This window comes from Winogradskyella sp. ABM4_392 (assembly GCF_056160445.1).
The window spans coordinates 164,869-186,441 of record NZ_JBSWXE010000001.1; the positions used below are offsets into that span (position 1 = coordinate 164,869).

Below are 21,573 nucleotides of genomic sequence, written 5' to 3' on the forward strand. Positions count from 1 at the left end.
CTTAGAAAATTAAATTATGCATTTAGAAATTGTATCACCAGAAGCTACGTTATTTAGTTCAGAAGTTGATTCTGTAGTAGTACCAGGTATAAATGGTGAATTCGAAATGTTATCAAATCACGCTCCTATAGTTTCTATCTTAAGTGAGGGTACTATTAGAATCAATACGCATTCTCAAAGTCATTTAGTTTTTGATGAGTTGCATGGAGATGTTGTTCCTCATGCTGACGATAATAAAGTGTTAACCGTAAAGATTAACTCAGGAACTATTGAAATGAAAGACAATAAACTTATCATTTTAGCTGATTAAGAAATAATATTCTTTCAAAATAAAAAAGCGCTAAACATTATGTTTGGCGCTTTTCTTTTATAGCCGATTTAAAATAGAATCCATTATCCAAGCAGTATGTGTTGCGGTTTTACCTGTAGAAGGATGCTCAATACCTAATTGCAAATACTTCAATATATTTTCAACGTGATATTGTTGAATGTGCTTAGGGTTTTCAATAAAAACTTGTTCTATATTATCACTTTTTATTACTTCAATTGGTTCTTCCCCAAATACAGAAAATGATAACTCCCCATCACTACCAACAATCCTAACTTTATCTTCACGTTTATAAGTACCAAAACTCCACATTCCTGTTCCTAAAACACCATTCTCATGTTCCCATGATGCTGAAATAATATCTTTTGCCGTGTATAGTTGTTGTTGGTTAGAGCTAATGCCTTTTGCTTCTTTTATATCTCCCAGTAAATAAATGAACAAGTCTAATCCATGACTTGCTAAATCATCAAAGTAACCACCTGGTGCAATCTTAGCATCGGTTCTCCAATTATAAGTATTAGATATATCTAAATCGCTTGGTGTACGACTCAAGTACCAACTTATATGCCTCACCTCTCCAATAGCAGTTTCTTCTATAAGTGATTTCACTTTATTAAAACGAGGTAAAGACCTACGATAATACGCTACAAATAATGGAAGATTCTTTTCATTAAAAACAGTTTGTATCTCTAGACACTCTGCATAACTCGGCGCCATTAGTTTTTCAATACAACATATTTTACCTGCCTCAGCGACTTTCAAGGCATAATAATGATGTGTATCTGGTGGTGTTGCAATGTAAACTGCGTCTACTTCAGGGTCATTGATTAAGGCATCTGCATCATTATAATAACTTGGAACATTATGCCTTTTGGCATAGTCTTTTGCTAAAACTAAATTTCTGCGCATTACAGCAATCAAATCAAAACCATTTGTCATTTGGTAGGCTGGTCCACTTTTAACTTCGGTAACATTACCACAACCAATAATTCCCCATTTAACAGTTTTTGCCATTCTACATCTGTTTTACAGCTTCTAATTCTACCTTAAGTTCTTGAAACATGGTCATAATACTACTTAACTTCAGTTCCTTCTCATCGTACTCTTGTGTATTAATACAACATGTAAATTCCCAAAGTTCTAAGATAGTCTCTTTTGATACAAAATAAGGTTTGTAAGACTTATTATCTGAGCTCAATAATAGTAGATTCTCATCATCCGCGCTATACACACGCTTATAAACCAAACCATCATCCTTTGTTAGAACAATATAGGTTCTGCCGTTTTTAATATCATTAATATCCTCCACATACTTTGCCACGACAAAAGCACCATCTTTAACCGGTAACATAGAATCTCCTTTTATAGGAAAGGCACGGTGTGTTCCTGTAGGTAAAAACGGTAACTTTATTTTTTGAAGCTGTTCTATATATTCCGGATCATCATAACCAGATAAATATCCTGCCGACGCTTTTGCTGGAATGATTTCGATTAAATCTTCATTGTCTTCATTAACCGTTACAGGAAATAAAACGCGCTTATTCCCTATCTCAATAAAAGAGGTGTCCTTGGCTTTCCGCAAATCTTTACGAACCAGGATGTCTATAGGTATATTAAAATAATTTGACAGATCTATTAAGCGTTCAATTGGTGGTTCGCTTCGTCCTTCTTCATAAGATCCTACCATTGAGCGTGTCCATCCTAAATCGTCTGCAAAACGCTCTTGAGATAGCTTCTTTAAAGATCTAAGATGTTTTATGTTGGCTTGTATTGGCTTCATCGAAATAATTTTAACACTATTTACTACAAATATAAGCAATATATACTACATATGGTAGCTAATTTTGTTAGTCCCATGTATTTAAACTGTCATACATATTACAGCCTGCGTTACGGCACCATAAAACCTGAGCAATTACTTGCTATTGCTTCAGAAAACGGTGTTCAGACTTTGGCGCTAACCGATATTAATACGACCTCAGCATGCTTAGATATTGTACGATTATCAAAAAAATACAAGGTAAAACCTGTACTTGGTGTCGACTTTAGAAATAAGGCAGAGCAACAATTTATTATCATCGCAAAAAACAACCAAGGCTTTCAAAATATAAACGCATATCTATCAAAATTTCTTCATAATCAAGATTTAAAAATTCCTGAACAACCTGATGACGTTTTAGAAGATTGTTTCATCGTCTATCCTTACCAAAAAGGAAAGCATTTTGAACTTAAACAAAACGAATTTTTAGGAATTACACCTAAAGACTTCAACCAATTAAAATTTTCTAAATGGAATGCGCACCGAGAGAAATTGGTGGTTTTAAAAACAGTCTCCTTTCAAGATAAAAAAGGCTTTAATACGCATCGCCTACTACGTGCCATTGATAATAACACCTTACTGAGTAAACTTCCAAAATCTGAAGAAGGTCATGAAGATGATAAGATGTTACCATATGATGCGTTGTGCGAACTTTATAAAGATTACCCTTCTCTATTAAAAAACACAGAACAGCTATTAAACACTTGTTCTATTCATTTTGATTTTGAAAATCCACAGCCCAAAAATCAGAAATGCCTAACCGCTAACGAAACCACCGATTATACATTATTAGAGCAATTAACCTACAATGGCATTTCTTATAGATATGGAGATAATCCAGATCCTAAAATATTCGAGCGCATTAAAAAAGAGTTAGACATTATTAAACAAAAAAGGTTTGTCTCCTATTTTTTAATCAATTGGAAAATTTTAGAATATGCGCGCAGCAAAGGCTATTACTATGTTGGTCGTGGTAGTGGAGCCAATAGTATTATCGCTTATTTATTGCGTATTACAGATGTAGATCCTATTGAACTCGACTTATATTTTGAGCGTTTTATCAATCTCTTTAGACAAAATCCACCCGATTTTGATATTGATTTCTCTTGGAAAGACAGAGATGATATTACTGAATTTATATTCAAAACCTTTAAAAACACAGCTCTTATTACTGTTTATAACACCTTTAAATTTAAAGCTTCCGTACGCGAATTGGGTAAGGTTTTTGGGTTACCAAAATCTGAAATGGACAACCTAACCCGTGGTAAGTTTAATTTTAATCAATTAGATCAGCTATCTCAACTCGTAATCAAATACAGTAAATATATTGAAGGTTTTCCGAATTATTTGGGCATACATGCTGGCGGAATTTTAATTTCAGAACAGCCCATTCATAATTATGGAGCAACGTTTATGCCTCCAAAAGGGTTTCCAACCACACAATTTGATATGGTTGTAGCAGAAGATATTGGTCTGTATAAATTCGATATTTTAAGTCAACGTGGCTTAGGGAAAATTAAAGATGCTGTAGAAATCATTGATCAAAATTATAACAATCAATCCCCTTTAGACATTCATGATATCAAACGTTTTAAAGAAGACGAGCGTATAAAATTCTTACTAAAAAACGCCAAGGCTATTGGTTGTTTTTATGTAGAATCTCCTGCCATGCGTATGCTATTAAAAAAATTACAAGTAGATAATTATTTGGGGCTAGTAGCCGCAAGTTCGGTCATTAGACCTGGTGTTGCAAAAAGTGGTATGATGCGAGAATATATTTTGCGCTATCGCTATCCTGAAAAACGAAAAGAAGCGCATCCTGTACTGCAAAATATTATGCCAGAAACCTATGGTGTTATGGTCTACCAAGAAGATGTTATAAAAGTTGCTCACATGTTTGGCGGATTGGACTTGGGAGAATCCGATATGCTGCGACGTGGTATGTCTGGTAAATTTAGATCTCGTGAAGAATTTCTTAAGGTAAAACAAAAGTTTTTTGATAACTGTATTGCTCGTGGTGAATCTAAAGAACTTACGGCTGATATCTGGCGGCAAATAGAAAGTTTTGCTGGTTACGCATTTGCAAAAGGTCACTCAGCTTCTTATGCCGTAGAAAGTTATCAAAGCTTATTCTTAAAGGCATACTACCCGCTGGAATATATGACGGCTACTATTAATAATTTTGGAGGTTTTTATAGCACAGAACTTTATGTACACGAAGCACGAATGCACAATGGTATTATTGAAGCTCCTTGCATAAATAACTCATACAACCAAGCAATTATCAAAGGCAAAACTATCTATTTGGGTTTTATGCTTTTGCATGCCTTAGAAGCTAAAACTGTACAGCGTATAGTTACAGAACGTGAGAAAAACGGAAAGTTTCAATCTTTGGATGACTTTATAGAACGTGTTTCTATTTCCATTGAGCAAATTTCAATTCTTATAAAAATAAATGCTTTCAGGTTTACAAAAATTAATAAGCGTGAACTGCTTTGGGAAGCTCACCTAAAAATTAGCAAAACCATAATTCAAGAGCATGTCGTAACGCTATTCAAAACCAGACGCATTAATTATAATACTCCAGAATTGCCTAGTACAGCTTTAGAAAATGCTTTTGACGAATTAGAACTGTTAGGTTTTCCCCTTTGCAATCCTTTTGAGCTTTTAGAAAACACCTCTTTAAGCAAATTAAGAGCTAAGCACTTGCAAAAGTTAGAAGGTAAACTAGTAATTATAGAAGGTTATTTAATTACAACCAAGAACACCAAAACAGCAAATGGAAAATTAATGCACTTTGGCACTTTCTTAGATCGCGATGGAGATTTTTTAGATACAGTACATTTTCCTCCAATTGCCTCTAAGTATCCTTTTAGAGGAAAAGGCATTTATGCCATTACAGGAAAGGTGATGATAGAGTTTGATTGTGTCTCTATTGAAGTTTCCAAATTTGAACGTCTTGCAGTGATTGAAGATCCACGTTATGCTGTAAAGTCAGCAAATCCAACATTTCAAAGAAAGAAAAGTTTTAACGATTTGAAAAAGACACATAATCCGATTGGATTTCAAAATAGAATATCAAAAAATAATACCACCAATGTCACTTCGAGTGATTTGTGAAGCATAAGCAAATTGTATCGAGAAGTTTTTATCCATAGCGAAATTCTCGATACAACAACTTTTTCGCTAAGGCTACAAAATTGCCACTCGAACTGACGTCAATTGTAAAATATAAGAATGAACAACAACCGTAGCATCGTACATATGGATTTAGACACTTTTTTTGTGTCTTGTGAGCGTCTAAAAGATAGTCGTCTTATAGGTAAACCTGTGCTTATTGGTGGTACAAGTGATAGAGGTGTTGTGGCTTCGTGCAGTTACGAAGCTCGTAAGTTTGGCGTACATTCTGCCATGCCTATGCGTATGGCAAAACAGCTTTGTCCAGAAGCTATTATACTTAGAGGTAATTCTGGTATTTACACTAAATTTTCTAATGATGTTACCGACGTCATCAAAGAAAGCGTACCGCTTTATGAAAAAACCTCTATTGATGAATTTTATATAGACCTCACCGGAATGGACAAGTTTTTTGGATGCCACAAATTAGCTTCAGAACTACGCCAACGTATTATTAAAGAAACCGGACTTCCTATTTCGTTTGGATTATCGCTCAACAAAACTGTTTCAAAAATTGCAACAGGCGAAGCTAAACCTAATAATGAAATTCGTATAATTTCAGGAACTGAAAAGCCTTTTTTAGCTCCTCTTTCGGTAAAAAAAATTCCTATGGTTGGTAATGTTACTTATAAAACACTTTGCGATTTGGGTGTAAAACGTATTAAGACTGTACAAGATATGCCTATGGAATTAATGCATAAGGTATTGGGTAAAAACGGCCTTTCTATTTGGAAAAAGGCCAACGGTATAGACAATAGTCCTGTAATACAATACCACGAACGCAAATCCATCTCTACAGAACGCACCTTTGGGCAAGACACCACAGATATACATAAATTAAAAGGTTTAGTAATTGCCATGGCAGAAAATTTAGCCTTTCAGTTACGTCGTGGTAATAAACTAACTGCTTGTGTAACGTTTAAGATTCGGTATTCCGATTTTCAAACCTACACGCAACAACAACGTATTCCGTACAGTGCTATGGATCATACTATAATTCCGGTAGTTTTAGATTTGTTCCAAAAACTTTATAACCGTAGATTATTGGTCAGACTTATTGGTGTAAAGTTTAGCCATTTGGTAGAAGGTGGCCATCAAATCAATTTATTTGAAGATAATGAAACACACCTCAACTTAAGTAAAGCTATGGACAAAATGCGTGAACGTTTTGGTGACAGAGCCGTAATGTCTGCTGCAGGAATGGAAGCCAAAACCATTAGTCGTTGGAATCCATTTACTGGTGAGCCTCCTCCTCTACTTGCTAATAGACATCGCTAGTTAATCCTCTACATATTCTAAGATATCCCTCGGTTGACAATCTAGTGTTTTACAAATAGCTTCTAAAGTTGAAAATCGAATCGCCTTTGCCTTACCTGTTTTTAGGATGGATAAATTGGCTGTAGTAATACCTATAGTATCAGCTAATTCATAACTTTTTATACCGCGTTCTGAGAGTACCTTATCTAAGTTGATTACTATTGGCATAATTATATGGTTAGCTGATTCTCTTTTTGAATCCTATGACCTTCCTTTAACAGCATGCTTAAAACTAGTATTGACAGTCCTGCGATAAATAATGTGAAGTTAAAATCTAAACGTGGAGTCATTCTTACTTTAATATATTTTACACTATTGTTTAAAGGCTCAATTGCAAAGTAATTAACTTGTTCACCTAAAATTGAATTAGATATTACAGAAATAAAAACCATCAGAATAATCAATATACCTAAAACCTGTATTGACTTAAATAATTTATGTGAAAACTTAATACTTGTAATTAATGTCCTAAAAATTTTCTTAAGAATAAAGAAAATGGCTATCAACAAAATAAAATTCGCATAGCTTCTAAAGATTATAATAATTCTATCGAAAAGCTTTTTAGGTTTTACACGCACATAGCCTTCACCTTTGTATATATCAGAAGTAAGCTCTAAACTATTTTCCAATCCATAATTATAGGGACCAACAATTGATTTGAATCTTAAAGAATCTTCTAAGGTTATTTTATCTGTATATTCGATAACCCAATGAAATACTCTACTATCATTTTTCTCAATCTTTTGTTTATAATCATCATAAAGAATATCATTAAACATTAAATCCTGAGGTTCTATACTAATATCAACAGGCAACTCATAACCAAAAGAGCTGTGAAACTTAGAATAAAAGGTACCTATTTTACCATTGTTTGTAAAAATTTCTATGATTAATGTAAATACAAAGACTGTAATTAATATATAAAAGAAAATATTACATATTAGATATAATATATCTGTAAAAAAAGATGTTACCTTCATAATTATCGTTTAACGATAACAAATATAAAAAATTATCGAAAAACAATAATTTTAAGAATAAATCATAATAACATGGCAAATTTATTTGCTTTCAATATTGCCTATATTTGAGCTATGCAAAACACATTCACAACTATAGCACGTTACACCTACTCTTCTGAAGCCGAAATCATAAAAGGTCGTCTCGAAGCTGAAGGCATTAAAGTATTTTTAAAAGATAGCATTACCATAGATACCGATCCTTTAGTTAGTAATGCCATTGGTGGTGTAAAATTGAATGTTTTGGCCGAAGATGAAAGCAAAGCGAAAGCTGTTTTAAATTCTATTTCGGCTTATACTTTAGATGATAATGGTAATGCTGTTACCTGTTCTAATTGCGGTAGCAACAATATTAGCCTCTACTCTACTATTAATAGTTTTAAATCCTTGGTTCATTTTATAATAGGTTTTGTTTTTGGCTCACTTCCGCTAAGCGCACGTTACGAGTATAAATGCGATAATTGCAATACTATTGTTAACTTTAAAAAGCAATAATCCTATCATAGGCTTGTTTTAACCTAGACACTACAATCTCAATTTCATCTTCATCTAAATGCCCAAAACCAAACCGAATAGCACAGATATCTTTATCTTGATATAAAATCGTTTTTGGTAAAAACACATCTAAAACTTCCGCTTCATTGGCCAATTGCACCAAAGAAATTTGTTTTAAAAATATTAACCAAATTGCTAAACCGCCTGAAGGTTTTTCAAACTGAATAACATCTTCAAATTGTAGTTTTAGAGCGTCACACAAAACATCTCTTCGTCTTTTATAGGTTACGATATTCTTCTTTAAAAGTCTGTAAATTTCACCTTCAGCAATTAATTCCGATAGCATTTGTTCTTGTATAATATCTCCTTGCTCATCTAAAAGCGTCAAATAATTATGAGCTTCTGCAATGAGATTTTCGGGAGCTACAACAAATCCAGATTGAAAACTTGGAAAAAACGACTGTCCCATTTTTCCCAAATAAATCACCATACCATTAGGATCTGCCGTTGCCATTGGTAGCATAGCAGAACCATTATACTGAAAATCATAATCGTAATCGTCTTCAATTATTGCAAAACCATAATCTTTAGCTAGCTCTAATAATTGAATACGTCGTTCTGCACTCAAGGTTTTTGTAGTTGGGTAATGCCTATGCGCACTTACATACACACATCGAATTCGATTTTTCACAAAATGCTGCCTTATATAATCTACATCGAGACCGTCGTCATCCACAGGAATTGTCCTAATCGTAGCTCCTACTTCTTGAAAAATAGTGTTAGACGCATAATGACTCAACTGGCCAACCAAAACCAAATCATTCTGCTTTATCAGCAATTGCGATACAATGTAAAGACTCATTTCAGAACTGCGTGTATTCAGAAGGTTATTAGGCTTTATATGAAATCCTCGTGTGGCATTAAGATAATTACACAATTGTGTTTTAAAGACTGAAGTTGATGACGTTGTAGTTCTGTTCCATTTTTGAATGAGTGGTTTACGCTTCATAGCTGCACTATACCATCTCGAAAATTGATGTGTTGGATGCAAACGTAAATCTGGCTTACCATCATTAATAAGGTATTTGGCTTGTGTTTGCTGAAGATTGGTCGCCAAATGAAACGACTGTTGAAACGGAAAACCAGCCTCCTTAGGATAATGATACGCCTGATGTACTTGCTGTGTAGAGGCTTTAATTTTTGCTGTGGCTCGCTCTGGCAGCAACACAAAAGTGCCTTTATTCGCAATGATTTCTACCCAACCTTGAGATGCCAACTCATCGTAGATTGCAACGGCTGTGTTTCTATGCACCTTTAAAAGTTGACTTAATGTTCTTGTACCTGGTAATTTTGCGCCTTTTACCAAATAACCACGTTGAATAGCATTTATAATTTGCTGAGACACCTGAACATAGACAGGTTGCACGATAGTTTTATCGAAACTAATAAGCTGTTTTAAAATCGCTTCAACCGGACTATTCATTCTTTTAAAAGTGGACTATTTTAATAGTCCGGAAAGTTACGACTTTTGCACTTTCAATTTAAAACAAAACATGAGAAAAAAGATTAGCGCTTTTGCATTACTAATTATGGCTGTTTTTCAGCTTAAAGCACAAGAAGTCACACAACAACTAGATTCAGTTACATTAACTGGTACACGCATCGATTTGCCTTTTAAGGAAAACTCAAGAACGATAAACATTATCACATCAGATGCTATTAAAAAAAGTGCTGCTGTAAACCTTGCAGATTTATTGCAGCAAGTGGCTGGTGTAGATATCAGAAGACGTGGTACAGGTGGCAGCCAAGCTGATCTTTACATAAGAGGTGGTGGTTTTGACCAAACACTTCTACTGATTGATGGTATAAAAATGGACGATGCACAAACAGGTCACCACACCATGAATGCTGCTTTACCGTTAGAAGTTATTGAGCGTATAGAAATTATCAAAGGACCTGCAGCCAGAGTTTTTGGTCAGAATGCTTTTAACGGAGCTATAAATATTGTGACTAAGAAAAACCTAAACAATTCAACTTCAATAAATGTTGAAACTGGATCTTTTGGACAACTTAATGGTAATGTTACTGCTGGTGTAGATTTAGAAAACTCATCGCATATTGTTCATGTTGGCAGAGTGACTTCTGAAGGTTACCGAATTAACACCGATTACGACAATGCCAATTACTACCTAAAAAGTACGTTCAATAAAAATGCACAAGCTATTGAAATGACAGCTACATTTCTTGAACGCAAGTTTGGTGCACAAAACTTCTACACAACAAATCCTACATTTAACGAGTACGAAGAAACCCAAAATAGCTTAATTGCATTTGGTACAACGTTTAGAACTGAAAAATTTAAAATTCAGCCAAGAGTTTACTGGAAACGTAATCAAGATATCTTTTTATTACGACGAGATGAACCAGAATTTTATAGAAATATGCACATCTCTGATAAAATTGGAGCGGAAACAAATGCCTCTTACACTTCAGAACTAGGTGTTACTGGTTTTGGTGTAGATCTTTCTAAGATTTACCTAAGAAGTAACAACTTAGGAGACCGTAACCGTTTTATGGCTAATGCATTCTTAGAGCATCGCTTTAGTTTGTTAGACAACAAACTAGACATTACACCTGGTGTTGCTTTGACTTATTTTTCAGATTTTAAATTTCATGCATTCCCAGGTTTAGATGTAGGTTATGATATTACCAACAACTTCAAAGTTTATGGAAACATCGGTTACACCTACCGAGTACCAACCTACACCGATTTATACTACAACGATCCTGTAACTAGCGGAAATGAAGATTTAGAACCAGAAGAAGCGTTTGCACAAGAGCTTGGCTTAAAATACGTCTCATCAAAACTTACAGCAAGTATCGCTGTATTTAACAGAGATGCAGATAACCTAATCGATTATGTAAGAACGTCTGTGACCGAAGATGTATTTACTGCACAGAACATTACCGAAGTTAACACCAAAGGTTTAGAATTTGATGCAGCATACAACTTTAATGTTAGCAACTACAAACAAACTTTAGCGTTTGGATACTCGTACCTAGATGATAATATTTCGGACCAAAACGAAGAATTATCACGCTATTCACTTAATACATTGAAGCACCAATATATTACGCGATTAAGTACACAGTTATTTAAAAACGTAAGTCAAAACATTGTTTACAAATATGCCGAACGTACAACAGGACAAACCTATAATGTTTGGGATGCTTCAATCGCTATACGATTTAATCAAGCGGAATTTACAGTAACAGCAAGCAACATTTTTGATGCTGACTACATTGAATCTGGCTTTACACCAATGCCTCCAAGCAATGTGCTTTTTGGTTTACGATATACGTTTAAATAGATAAAAAACAACATATCATACTATAAATCCTGTCCTAACCGACAGGATTTTTTTGTTGCTATTGTAACAAAATTCAAATAAGTGCTACATATTATATGTAAGCTTATCGCTACATCCGGAATAGCGATAAAATTCAACCATCACATTCTTATCAAGGCTTTAATCCTTTAAAAATGTATCCTTTAGTTTAGAATTTATTGTAAGGTATTTCAATTAAAAGTACTAGATTTAACGCTATGAACATCTTTAGAAAGCTATTCAATTTTTTTCAGGCTAAAGCTAATACCATGATTGATAATCAGTATGAGCTTGAAGACGCCATTGAAGAACAACTGAATCGCTTAAAAGAAGAACTTTCTCATACTACGGAACATTTAAATAAAGTAAAAGCGCTCGCAATTCGTGTAAAAAATGACAATATCGAATATGCCACTAAAGCAAAAAAAAGCGAAAATGAAGCTGTTGCTATTTTAAAAAAAGTACAGCTTAACCAAATTGATGTTTATGAAGGAGATCGCTTAGCCAGAGAAGCTTTGATAAAAAAAGAAGCATTATTAGCAAAAGTGAAAGCTACAACAGCAGAACGCGATAAATTAGATTATAAAGTTGAACTGTTAAAAGGAAATGTAGCTGTGATTGAATCAAACATTTCAGACTGGGAAAAAGAGCTAGATACTTTAAAGGCTGAAATTAAAATCATTGAAGCCGAACAAAACATAAACAAACAAATGACACATCTAGATGCTCAAAGTATTGATGATAGATTGAAATTTTTAAAAGAAAAGACACAAGAATTTCAAGACTTAAAAGCGCAACCAGATGATTATATAAACTTAGATGACGCTATAGATTTCACACTAGATGATACCCTATCTAAAGCTAATGAAGATCTAAAAAAATTAAAAGAAAGATTAGGCATAAAAAACAGTAATTAATCAGTTATTTTACAACACGCGCTCAAAATGAGCTCATTTTAAAACCACAAGCCATTGGAACAGTATTTTGACATCGTATTCTCACAAGTTAACATTACGCTCAGCATTTTGTTAATCCTCCTGATTTTATATTGGGTCGTTACCATGTTTAGTGGTATTGATTTCGACTTAGATGTCGACGTAGATATCGATGTTGACATTGATGCCGATGTGGATATGGAAGTAGAAAGCGGTCTGGAAAGTGGCAACATAGATTTTCAAGATGTTAGCAATGTAGAAGTAGACCGTCAGCATGTCGTAAACAAAAGAACTCGAAATTTAAAGTGGTGGCAAGTTGTGTTAATCTATTTCAACTTTGTTGGCTTACCATTTATGTTCACCTTTACCTTCTGGATTTTTAATTGGTGGCTCATATCTGTTATCACAACAACGCTAACCAAAAATTACGATACCAGTCTTGGATACGTTATTGTTTTACTGGCAATACTACCATCATTGTTTCTTACAAAAATCGTAACAGTTCCTTTTAAATCCTTCTTTAAAAATTTAAATAAAGATGGTGACAAAGCTATTGACTTCATAGGTTTAGAAGCAAAACTTCTATCTACTATTTCAGGAGAAAAAATGGGCAATGCCGAAGTTATAGTCGATGGAAACGTAATGACGATCTATGTAAAATCATTAGACACATCAGAACTTAAATTTCATGAAAAAGCACTAATAATTAAACAATCCGAAGACAAAAACTACTATTTAGTTGCAAAACCAAACCTTAATTAACATTTAAAAACCAAATAAAAAACCATGGAAGGAATCTTACCTCTTATTTTAACCGGACTGGGAATTATTTTATTCCTAATCATTGTGTATTTCGCAATCATTGCGATGTTTTACAAAAAAGTGCCACAAGGCCAAGCACTTGTCAGAACAGGTTTTGGCGGTACAAAAGTAGCCACAGACAAAGGCTTGTACGTGGTTCCTGTATTTCATCGTGTGGAGATTATGGATGTCTCTGTAAAGAAAATTCAAATAGAACGTTTGGGCACAGAAGGTCTTATCTGTAAAGACAATATGCGTGCAGATATCAAAGTTGCCTTTTTCGTTCGTGTAAATAATGAAGTTGAGTACATTAAGAAAGTAGCACAAACTATAGGTGTAGATCGTGCATCTCGTATAGAAACTTTAGAAGACCTTTTTGAAGCGAAATTCTCTGAAGCCTTAAAAACAGTTGGTAAGAAGTTTGAATTCATTCAGTTATATGAAGCGCGTCGCGAATTTAGAGACGAAATTGTAGACATTATTGGTACAGATCTTAACGGTTACACACTAGAAGATTGCGCTATCGATTATTTAGAACAAACAGCTGTTACGCATTTAAAACCAGATAATATTTTAGATGCAGAAGGTATTAAGAAAATTACTGATCTTACAGCTGAACAAAATATTAAAGCCAATTTAATAAAGCGTGATGAAGAAAAAATCATCCGCAAACAAGATGTAGAAGCGCAAGAAGCTATCTTAGAATTGGATAAGCAATTGGCTGAAAAAGAAGAACAACAAAAACGTGAAATTGCTAACATAAAAGCTCGTGAAGAAGCTGCAACTTTAAAAGTAGCAGAAGAAGAGCGTTTAAAATCAGAAACTGCACGTATAGCAACCGAAGAAAAAGTAAAAGTTGCCGAAGAGAACATGCAACGTCAAATCATTGTTGCAGAGAAAAACAAGCAACGTACAGATGCTATAGAAAGCGAGCGTGTAGAGAAAGACCGTTTATTAGAAAGAACCGAAAAAGAGCGTATTGTAACGTTGGCTCAAATTGAAAAAGAGAAGGTTGTTGAAGTTGAGAAAAAGAACATTCAAGATGTTATTAGAGATCGTGTTACGCTAGAAAAAGGTGTGGTTGAAGAGCAGGAAAACATGAAAGATATCGAAGCTTTCAAAACTGCTGACAGAGCAAAACAAGTGGCAATAACTAACGCTGAAGCGGCTGCTCAAGAAGACTTAATTAAAACTATTAAATCTGCTGAAGCACAAAAAGAAGCTGCAAAACAAAAAGCTGAGGAATTAAACATAGAAGCACAAGCGCAAAAAGAAGCGAGTGAAAAAGAAGCGGAAGCTCGTAAAACACTTGCTGAAGCAAAAGCAAAAGAAGAAGCTACAATTGGTATGTCTGAAGCGCAAGTTATGCATGCAAAAGCGGAAGCTAGCGAAAGACAAGGTGTTGTTGATGCTTTAATCATTCAGAAAAAAGCAGAAGCTGAAGCGAGCGGAATTACTGCAAAAGCAGAAGCTAAACGTTTAGAAGGATTGGCAGAAGCACAGGTTATTAAAGAAAAAGCGATGGCAGATGCTTCAGGAATTGAAGAAAAAGCGGAAGCTATGAAGAAGTTAGATGGTGTTGGTAAAGAGCACGAAGAATTCAAACTTAAACTTGATAAAGAATTACAGGTTGACTTGGCTAAAATCAATATCCAGAAAGAAATTGCTGACGCACAAGCTCAAGTAATTGGTGAAGCTTTAAGAGCTGCTAAAATTGATATTGTTGGTGGTGAAACTATGTTCTTTGAGCAAATTATAGGGCAAATAACAAAAGCTAAGGGTTATGATCGTTTGGTACAACACTCAGAAACTGTAAGCGAAGTAAAAGACGCCATACTTAGTAGCGATGATGTAAAAGGAAACCTACTCGATAAAGTAAAATCCTTTGCAGATAAATATGGTATAAGTTCAGAGGATATTAAAAACTTAACTATTGCCAATTTACTGAGCAACCTACAAGATAAATCTGAAGACAAAAGTGAACAAACGATGTTAAGTAATCTATTCAACCTGGCAAAAGGTATGGGATTATCTAACAAGAAGATGAATGATTTATAAAAGTTGTAGGGCTGTTTAAAAAAGTTCTCTTTTTTAAACAGCCCTTTCTACAAACCTTTAAGAGACGAGTAGTTAATTATGTCTCCTCGAGCGCAGTCGAGAGGTTTTAATTGAAATTTTAAACATTATTAGGTCTCGACTTTAGTTTATCCTGAGCGCAGACAAAGGGCTCGACCAGACATCAAATTTGTGATGATATTTTGAATGCACTATAAAGAACTTTTATAAAAAATGGCAGACAACCAAACTGATGATAATATAGCTTTAGATTCTGGAACTTACGAAATCATTCAGAGTCGTTTACTAAAGCAAAAAAACGATTTACAAAACCGTTTACATCGCCTTAACGAAGCGCGTAAAACCGTTTTCGGATCCTTAGAGACACAGCTTATTGCTAACGATCGTATCAATACAGAGCATAACTGTATTGCCAGAGATATCGTTTCTATAGGAAACCAAAGCTTATTTGGCTATAACGTGCATTTTGGACTACGTACGTCTATTTCGTTAAGTGATGTTTTTAGCGTTTATCAGTTTCAGCGACACGATGATGCTTTCAGGTTTGAAGAAAGTCCAACAGGATTGCAAATTATTGATGATCCTGTGTTTAAAAACGACTTCGAAAATCTCTATAAATATTATCGAAATACCATTTTTTCAAAGTTTGCCATTATCGGTAATTATCTCCACATGGTATTTCAGTTAAGCGAATCGGTTTCGGATATAAAAACATTCAAATGGCTTATTAATGGTAACACTTTAGAATATATAGATAACCGCAGTGAGCACGAGTATAAGTATCCTAAACAATATGATTTTATCTGGAATGAAGCTGGCCGAGATCATCAACGCAATGGAAAACACGCACATGTTTCTATACTAGATAAGGTTTTTGTAGAAACTATTGGTGGAGATTTAACTATTAAAGTCGAAGATAACACAGATGATGGCAAAGGTATTTATAGTGAAGATGTTGAGCATAAAGACCAAACACTTGATGATGGTCAGTATCGTTATGCCGATTTGGGAAATCTTATTGTTTTAGAAATAAAACCATTTCAAGAACAACCACGATATTTTGTTTACAACCATAAACTTAAAGTTGTTGAAAAAGTGGATTCCATTGCACAATCTGCTGTTTTGTTACCAGACGATCAAGGTATTATTTTTCCGAGCGGCTACTATCTGCAAACTGGTGAATACAATGTGTTTTCAAACACAACGTATCAATTAAAATTTCAGCAAAAAATAACCTCTCCCAACGGAGAAGATCACCTGTATATTTACTACGATCCTAAGGAGGCTGTTTATGTTTTAATGTCGTACAACGTCATTGATCAGGAAGTCAAAACACCTATTATCTGTAATGGATTTACAATTTTAGATAATGGCGAACTGTGTTATTTCCGTACTGAAGAAGAACAAACCAAGCATCACATGATGCAAATATGGCAAACACCATATTTAAAAGGCGATATTATGCCTTCTGAGCATCAAGACACGTTACTTTATAAAATTGGTAATAAGGATATTGTTAAGGCCATGGCCGAAACTAACGAGCTTATTACACTACTTAATAAGGAAGATAGTTATGATGGGTTATATGATGATATTGCACGAGTATCCAAAGATATTTTAGATGCTTATTATTGGATTTCTAAAGAAGAGACTCAACAGCTAAATATACCTTTGGCGGAAATTAATAAAGCCTCTAATGCTGCTATAGATGAATATGAAAAGGTAAAACAATTACGTAAACAAGCTGAGCAAGAAACCCTTTCTATTTCTAAGAAATCTGAGGAGCTTTTTAGTAAGATTAAAAGCACGTCATTTAAGTCTATTAACGATTTTGTAAATCTGCTAACACAATTGCGTTCCATAAGAGGTGAGGCTATTGGATTGTACGAAGTTCGTTACGTAGATCATGATTTCATAAAAGGTATTGAAGCTCAAATCTTAGAGCAAAACGACACCATTTCTAGGCGAGCAACAACATTTCTTTTAGATGATAAAGCTTTAGAACCGTACCATAATGCCATTAACGAAAAGCAAAACACATTAGAGGAGTTAAAAAAGGTTATTGAGATAAAAGCCTTAGAAGAAGAGGTCAATAAAATTGCAGAAGATTTAGAACTGCTCATCGATATTGTATCAAATCTCGATATTGAAGACACCTCGCACTCTACCAAAATTATTGAGAATATCTCTTTGATTTTTGCGACAATCAATCAAGTTAAAGCAGCAATTAAAAACAAATTAAAAGCTGTTGGCAAAAAAGAAGCGCAAGCCGATTTTACTGCGCAACTCAAGCTTATTGACCAAAGTATCATCAACTATATTGATATTGCCAACACACCTGAAAAATGTGATGAATTTCTCACTAAGGTTTCTATTCAACTTGAAGAATTAGAAGGCAAATTTTCAGATTTTGAAGAATACATTTCCGAAATTATTGAAAAACGAGAAGAAGTTTATTCGGCTTTTGATAATCGTAAATCTAGCCTTGTAGAAGCTCGAAACAAAAAAACAATTGCCTTACAAAATGCGGCACAACGCATTATAAATGGTGCACAAAAAAAGGCACAATCTTTAGACAATATTGCTGCTATAAATGGCTATTTTGCCAGTGATCTTATGATAAATAAGGCACGTGATATCATCGGTCAATTAAAAGACCTTGGCGATATTGGTAAATCTGAAGCCATAGAAACAGCGCTTAAAGTCGCGCGTGAGGATGCCTTACGAAAACTAAAAGATAAAAACGAACTCTACGAAGATGGAGACAACGTTATAAAGTTAGGAAAGCACAAGTTTGGTGTTAATAAGCAGCAATTAGATGTAACTATCGTTTTTAAAAATGATGAATTATACTATCATCTTACAGGTACCGATTTTTATCAAAAATTAAATCATGATATACTTAACAACTCAAAAGACATTTGGAATCAAGAATTAATTTCTGAAGATCAACAAGTATACAGAGCTGCTTATCTTGCCTATAAGATGTTCTCTACTGGTGATAAAACAGTACTAAATAAGCTAAATGATGCTGAGTTACTAAGCCATGTACAAGATTACATCAGTGGTGATTATTCAGGTGGTTATGTTAAAGGTGTTCACGATTTTGATGCTACGCAATTTCTAAAGGTTTTATTACAAAAACATCTGGAATTAGATTTATTAATCTATCCGCCAAACGTAAGAGCTGAAGCACAATTTTTCTGGAATAATCTTTCAGAAGAAAGTCTAAACGCATACAATCACGACTTAAAAAGTGCAGGTGAAGTCTTGGCTGTTTTTCCTAACAGCAAGGAATATAACTTTATCATTGATGAGCTAGCGGAAGACATTCAAACTTCAAGAAAAATTGAGGCTAATAGTGCCAAAACTATTGCAGAATACCTTTTTAACGAACTCAAAGACAATGACGCATTTACAGTTAGTAGCGAAGCTTTAAAACTAAAAGATGCTTTTGAAAAGGAATTAAAAGCACAAAAAGCTACCGAAAAATTCAAACAACGTCTTAACGATAGTGCTACTCAAAAAGATCGTATAGAATTGGTAAAGCATTGGGTTTCGGCATTTGCAAAAGCAAATAAAAACACATTGGTTCCTTATGTAAATGAATGTGTGGCTTGTATTCTGTATAAAAACGATAGCGCTTCTAATACTGCTGTTGCAGAAACTGAAATTAAAGACTTAAAAGGCGTCCACCCTAGTATTATTGATGGTACCTTTCAATTTAGCTATCATAAATTCTCTGAAGAACTAGAACATTTTAACAGTGTAAAAGTTCCTGCATTTGCAGCTTTTAAATCGGCAAAACATGAGGTTATAGAACAACTCAAGGAACAGTTGAGATTAGATGAATTTAAACCTCGCGTATTAAGTTCTTTCGTTAGAAACAAACTTATAAATCAGGTGTATTTCCCACTTATTGGAGATAATTTAGCAAAGCAATTAGGTACAGTTGGCGATACCAAGCGTATAGACCGAATGGGTTTATTGCTACTAATTTCGCCACCTGGTTATGGTAAAACAACATTAATGGAATATGTAGCCAACAGACTTGGCTTAATATTCATGAAAATTAATGGTCCTGCCATAGGCCACGAAGTTACCTCTGTAGATCCTGAAGCTGCAAATAATTCTGCTGCCAGAGAAGAGCTTAAAAAATTAAACTTAGCTTTTGAAATGGGTGATAACGTGATGTTGTATCTAGACGATATTCAGCATTGCAATCCTGAGTTTTTACAGAAGTTTATCAGTCTATCCGATGGTACACGTAAGATTGAAGGTGTTTACCAAGACAAACCTAAAACTTACGATTTAAGGAGTAAGAAGTTTTGTGTGATTATGGCTGGAAATCCATATACCGAAAGTGGTGAAAAATTCCAGATACCAGATATGCTTGCGAACCGTGCAGACATATATAACTTAGGTGATATTATTGGAGATACAGCACACTTGTTTGAGTTAAGTCTTATTGAAAATGCCTTAACAAGCAATCCTGTTTTACAACAATTAAGCACCAAATATTTTGATGATGTGTATACCTTAATTGACCGTGTACAGCATAACACAGCAGACGCAGAACTTAAAGGTAATCATAGTAATCAAGAGGTTGCAGATTATGTTTCTGTGCTTGAAAAAGTCATTAAAATAAGAAACACAGTCCTCAAGGTTAACGAAACCTATATTACCAGTGCAGGTATGGAAGACAGCTATCGTACAGAGCCTAGTTTTAAGCTACAAGGATCGTACAGAGACATGAACAAGTTGGTTGCCAAAGTAGTGCCTATAATGGATGATAAGGAGTTACAAACCTTAGTATTATCGCATTACGAAAACGAATCACAAACCTTAACTAGCGCTGCGGAAGCTAATCTTTTAAAGTATAAAGAATTAAGTAATTCACTAACCGAAGAAGAATTACAACGTTGGGAAGACATTAAAGTGATTTTTGCAAAAAACAATAAGCTGAATAGTCTAGGTGGTCAAAACCAGATGTCGCAAATTATAGCACAGATGGCTGACTTTACAGATAATATTGAAGGTATAAAAGAAATACTGAAACAAGGATTTTTAGACAAAAAATAAAATTTAATTATAAATACAAGAGGTTGTCAGATAAGTTAAGTTTTGTCAATCTGAATTTAGTTCAGATTCTAAAAAAGTATAAAATCAATTCTTTGAGATTCTGAAACGAGTTCAGAATGACAGATTATCATAATTTTCAGACAACCTCTATCTTTTCACCATAGGATTTACTAATCAGCAATAAGTTATTTTTTATCATACAATTTAAACCAATTGGTAACGTTTTCTTAACTTTGGTACTCTAAAGTTTTAACCGTTGCAATTAGACCTTCAAGACATACCTCGCGTAAAGACAATTACGAAAGAAGATTTTATTAAAAATTACTTCAAGCCACAAAAGCCTGTGGTTATTGAGCGTTTTATTGAAGATTGGCCTGCCTACTCTAAATGGAGTTTAGACTACATGAAAGACGTTGCAGGAGACAAAACAGTTCCGCTTTACGACGATAGACCTGTAGATTACAAAGATGGTTTTAACGAAGCTCATGCTAAAATGAAAATGAGCGACTATGTAGATCTTCTAAAACGTGAGCCTACAAAATTCAGGATTTTTCTTTGGAATATTTTGAAAGAAGTTCCTCAACTTCAAAACGATTTTAGCTATCCAGACTTTGGATTACGATTAATGAAAGGCTTACCAATGCTGTTCTTTGGTGGTAGAGATTCGTACACCTTTATGCATTATGATATTGATTTGGCGAATATCTTTCACTTTCATTTTGAAGGTAAAAAACAATGCATCTTATTCGACCAAAAGCAGAACAAGTATTTATATAAAGTACCTCATTCTTTAATAACAAGAGAAGATATAGATTTTGCCAATCCAGATTTTGAAAAATGGCCAGCATTAAAGCATGCTAAAGGTTGGGTTTGTAACCTTAACCATGGTGAAGTACTCTACATGCCAGAAGGTTACTGGCATTATATGCGTTATCTTACACCTGGTTTTTCTATGAGTTTACGTGCTATTGCACGTAATCCTAAAAATTTAGGCAAAGCACTTTACAACATATTTTTAATGCGTAATTATGATAATGTAATGCGACGTCTAAGAGGTCAGAAATGGATTGATTGGAAAAATGAAAAGGCGATAACAAACACAAAGCCTTACGTTTAGTTTTCTGACATACAATCT

General features: G+C 34.2%; 15 protein-coding genes. 10 read left to right on the forward strand and 5 right to left on the reverse strand.

All coding sequences use genetic code 11. From position 1 onward, the window contains the following. Nucleotides 1–16 precede the first annotated feature (16 nt). Entirely contained in the window at nucleotides 17–310 is a 294-nt protein-coding gene (locus ACXAFS_RS00605) for a F0F1 ATP synthase subunit delta/epsilon (protein ID WP_475304617.1), read from the forward strand. A 57-nt stretch (nucleotides 311–367) separates the two neighbouring features. Here ACXAFS_RS00605 and ACXAFS_RS00610 read toward each other — a convergent pair whose 3' ends face one another. Both ACXAFS_RS00610 and ACXAFS_RS00615 read right to left on the reverse strand, forming a co-directional pair. After that, nucleotides 368–1,342 (reverse strand): Gfo/Idh/MocA family protein, encoded by a 975-nt coding sequence (locus tag ACXAFS_RS00610; RefSeq protein ID WP_475304619.1) that lies wholly within the window; start codon nucleotides 1,340–1,342, stop codon nucleotides 368–370. A 1-nt stretch (nucleotide 1,343) separates the two neighbouring features. Further along, entirely contained in the window at nucleotides 1,344–2,108 is a 765-nt protein-coding gene (locus ACXAFS_RS00615; protein WP_475304620.1) for an XRE family transcriptional regulator, read from the reverse strand. 51 nt (nucleotides 2,109–2,159) lie between these two features. Here ACXAFS_RS00615 and ACXAFS_RS00620 point away from each other — a divergent pair, with 51 nt between their 5' ends. After that, complete coding sequence (locus ACXAFS_RS00620) at nucleotides 2,160–5,267, forward strand: DNA polymerase III subunit alpha (RefSeq protein WP_475304621.1); 3,108 nt, start codon at nucleotides 2,160–2,162, stop codon at nucleotides 5,265–5,267. 117 nt (nucleotides 5,268–5,384) lie between these two features. Next, the gene (gene dinB, locus ACXAFS_RS00625; protein WP_475304623.1) at nucleotides 5,385–6,602 is read left to right on the forward strand and encodes a DNA polymerase IV; all 1,218 of its coding nucleotides are present in this window, start codon (nucleotides 5,385–5,387) and stop codon (nucleotides 6,600–6,602) included. Here the strand turns inward: dinB and ACXAFS_RS00630 are convergent, their stop codons facing one another. Continuing rightward, complete coding sequence (locus ACXAFS_RS00630; protein ID WP_475304624.1) at nucleotides 6,603–6,809, reverse strand: helix-turn-helix domain-containing protein; 207 nt, start codon at nucleotides 6,807–6,809, stop codon at nucleotides 6,603–6,605. Nucleotides 6,810–6,811: 2 nt separating this feature from the next. Beyond that, the gene (locus ACXAFS_RS00635; protein WP_475304625.1) at nucleotides 6,812–7,621 is read right to left on the reverse strand and encodes a DUF2975 domain-containing protein; all 810 of its coding nucleotides are present in this window, start codon (nucleotides 7,619–7,621) and stop codon (nucleotides 6,812–6,814) included. A gap of 114 nt (nucleotides 7,622–7,735) precedes the next feature. Between ACXAFS_RS00635 and ACXAFS_RS00640 the strand changes: the two genes are divergently transcribed. Further along, on the forward strand, nucleotides 7,736–8,155 hold the full coding sequence (locus tag ACXAFS_RS00640; protein ID WP_475304626.1) for a putative signal transducing protein: 420 nt from the start codon (nucleotides 7,736–7,738) through the stop codon (nucleotides 8,153–8,155). On the opposite strand, the gene ACXAFS_RS00645 is transcribed toward ACXAFS_RS00640, so the two are convergent. Beyond that, the gene (locus ACXAFS_RS00645) at nucleotides 8,142–9,638 is read right to left on the reverse strand and encodes an aminotransferase-like domain-containing protein (RefSeq protein WP_475304628.1); all 1,497 of its coding nucleotides are present in this window, start codon (nucleotides 9,636–9,638) and stop codon (nucleotides 8,142–8,144) included. The genes ACXAFS_RS00640 and ACXAFS_RS00645 overlap by 14 nt on opposite strands. A 70-nt stretch (nucleotides 9,639–9,708) precedes the next feature. On the opposite strand from ACXAFS_RS00645, the gene ACXAFS_RS00650 reads away from it, so the two are divergent. From ACXAFS_RS00650 to ACXAFS_RS00675, 6 genes are all read left to right on the forward strand, one after another. Next, nucleotides 9,709–11,526 carry a TonB-dependent receptor plug domain-containing protein gene (locus ACXAFS_RS00650; protein WP_475304629.1) on the forward strand — a complete coding sequence of 606 codons (1,818 nt, stop codon included), beginning with the start codon at nucleotides 9,709–9,711 and terminating at the stop codon, nucleotides 11,524–11,526. Nucleotides 11,527–11,762: 236 nt separating this feature from the next. After that, nucleotides 11,763–12,461 carry a PspA/IM30 family protein gene (locus ACXAFS_RS00655; protein WP_475304630.1) on the forward strand — a complete coding sequence of 233 codons (699 nt, stop codon included), beginning with the start codon at nucleotides 11,763–11,765 and terminating at the stop codon, nucleotides 12,459–12,461. Nucleotides 12,462–12,515: 54 nt separating this feature from the next. Beyond that, nucleotides 12,516–13,241 carry a hypothetical protein gene (locus tag ACXAFS_RS00660; protein ID WP_475304631.1) on the forward strand — a complete coding sequence of 242 codons (726 nt, stop codon included), beginning with the start codon at nucleotides 12,516–12,518 and terminating at the stop codon, nucleotides 13,239–13,241. A 24-nt stretch (nucleotides 13,242–13,265) separates the two neighbouring features. Beyond that, nucleotides 13,266–15,338, forward strand: coding sequence for a flotillin family protein (locus tag ACXAFS_RS00665; RefSeq protein ID WP_475304632.1), 2,073 nt, complete (start codon nucleotides 13,266–13,268; stop codon nucleotides 15,336–15,338). Between the two features lie 231 nt (nucleotides 15,339–15,569). After that, nucleotides 15,570–20,438 carry a DNA repair ATPase gene (locus tag ACXAFS_RS00670; RefSeq protein WP_475304634.1) on the forward strand — a complete coding sequence of 1,623 codons (4,869 nt, stop codon included), beginning with the start codon at nucleotides 15,570–15,572 and terminating at the stop codon, nucleotides 20,436–20,438. 256 nt (nucleotides 20,439–20,694) lie between these two features. Then, a complete protein-coding gene (locus ACXAFS_RS00675) occupies nucleotides 20,695–21,555 on the forward strand; it encodes a cupin-like domain-containing protein (protein ID WP_475304635.1) in 861 nt (286 codons plus the stop codon). The last annotated feature ends 18 nt before the right edge of the window (nucleotides 21,556–21,573 follow it).

Coding starts and splice junctions, on each gene's coding strand:
- ACXAFS_RS00605 (WP_475304617.1), top strand. CDS start 17: ATGCATTTAGAAATTGTATCACCAGAAGCTACGTTATTTAGTTCAGAA.
- ACXAFS_RS00610 (WP_475304619.1), bottom strand. CDS start 1,342: ATGGCAAAAACTGTTAAATGGGGAATTATTGGTTGTGGTAATGTTACC.
- ACXAFS_RS00615 (WP_475304620.1), bottom strand. CDS start 2,108: ATGAAGCCAATACAAGCCAACATAAAACATCTTAGATCTTTAAAGAAG.
- ACXAFS_RS00620 (WP_475304621.1), top strand. CDS start 2,160: ATGGTAGCTAATTTTGTTAGTCCCATGTATTTAAACTGTCATACATAT.
- dinB (WP_475304623.1), top strand. CDS start 5,385: ATGAACAACAACCGTAGCATCGTACATATGGATTTAGACACTTTTTTT.
- ACXAFS_RS00630 (WP_475304624.1), bottom strand. CDS start 6,809: ATGCCAATAGTAATCAACTTAGATAAGGTACTCTCAGAACGCGGTATA.
- ACXAFS_RS00635 (WP_475304625.1), bottom strand. CDS start 7,621: ATGAAGGTAACATCTTTTTTTACAGATATATTATATCTAATATGTAAT.
- ACXAFS_RS00640 (WP_475304626.1), top strand. CDS start 7,736: ATGCAAAACACATTCACAACTATAGCACGTTACACCTACTCTTCTGAA.
- ACXAFS_RS00645 (WP_475304628.1), bottom strand. CDS start 9,638: ATGAATAGTCCGGTTGAAGCGATTTTAAAACAGCTTATTAGTTTCGAT.
- ACXAFS_RS00650 (WP_475304629.1), top strand. CDS start 9,709: ATGAGAAAAAAGATTAGCGCTTTTGCATTACTAATTATGGCTGTTTTT.
- ACXAFS_RS00655 (WP_475304630.1), top strand. CDS start 11,763: ATGAACATCTTTAGAAAGCTATTCAATTTTTTTCAGGCTAAAGCTAAT.
- ACXAFS_RS00665 (WP_475304632.1), top strand. CDS start 13,266: ATGGAAGGAATCTTACCTCTTATTTTAACCGGACTGGGAATTATTTTA.
- ACXAFS_RS00670 (WP_475304634.1), top strand. CDS start 15,570: ATGGCAGACAACCAAACTGATGATAATATAGCTTTAGATTCTGGAACT.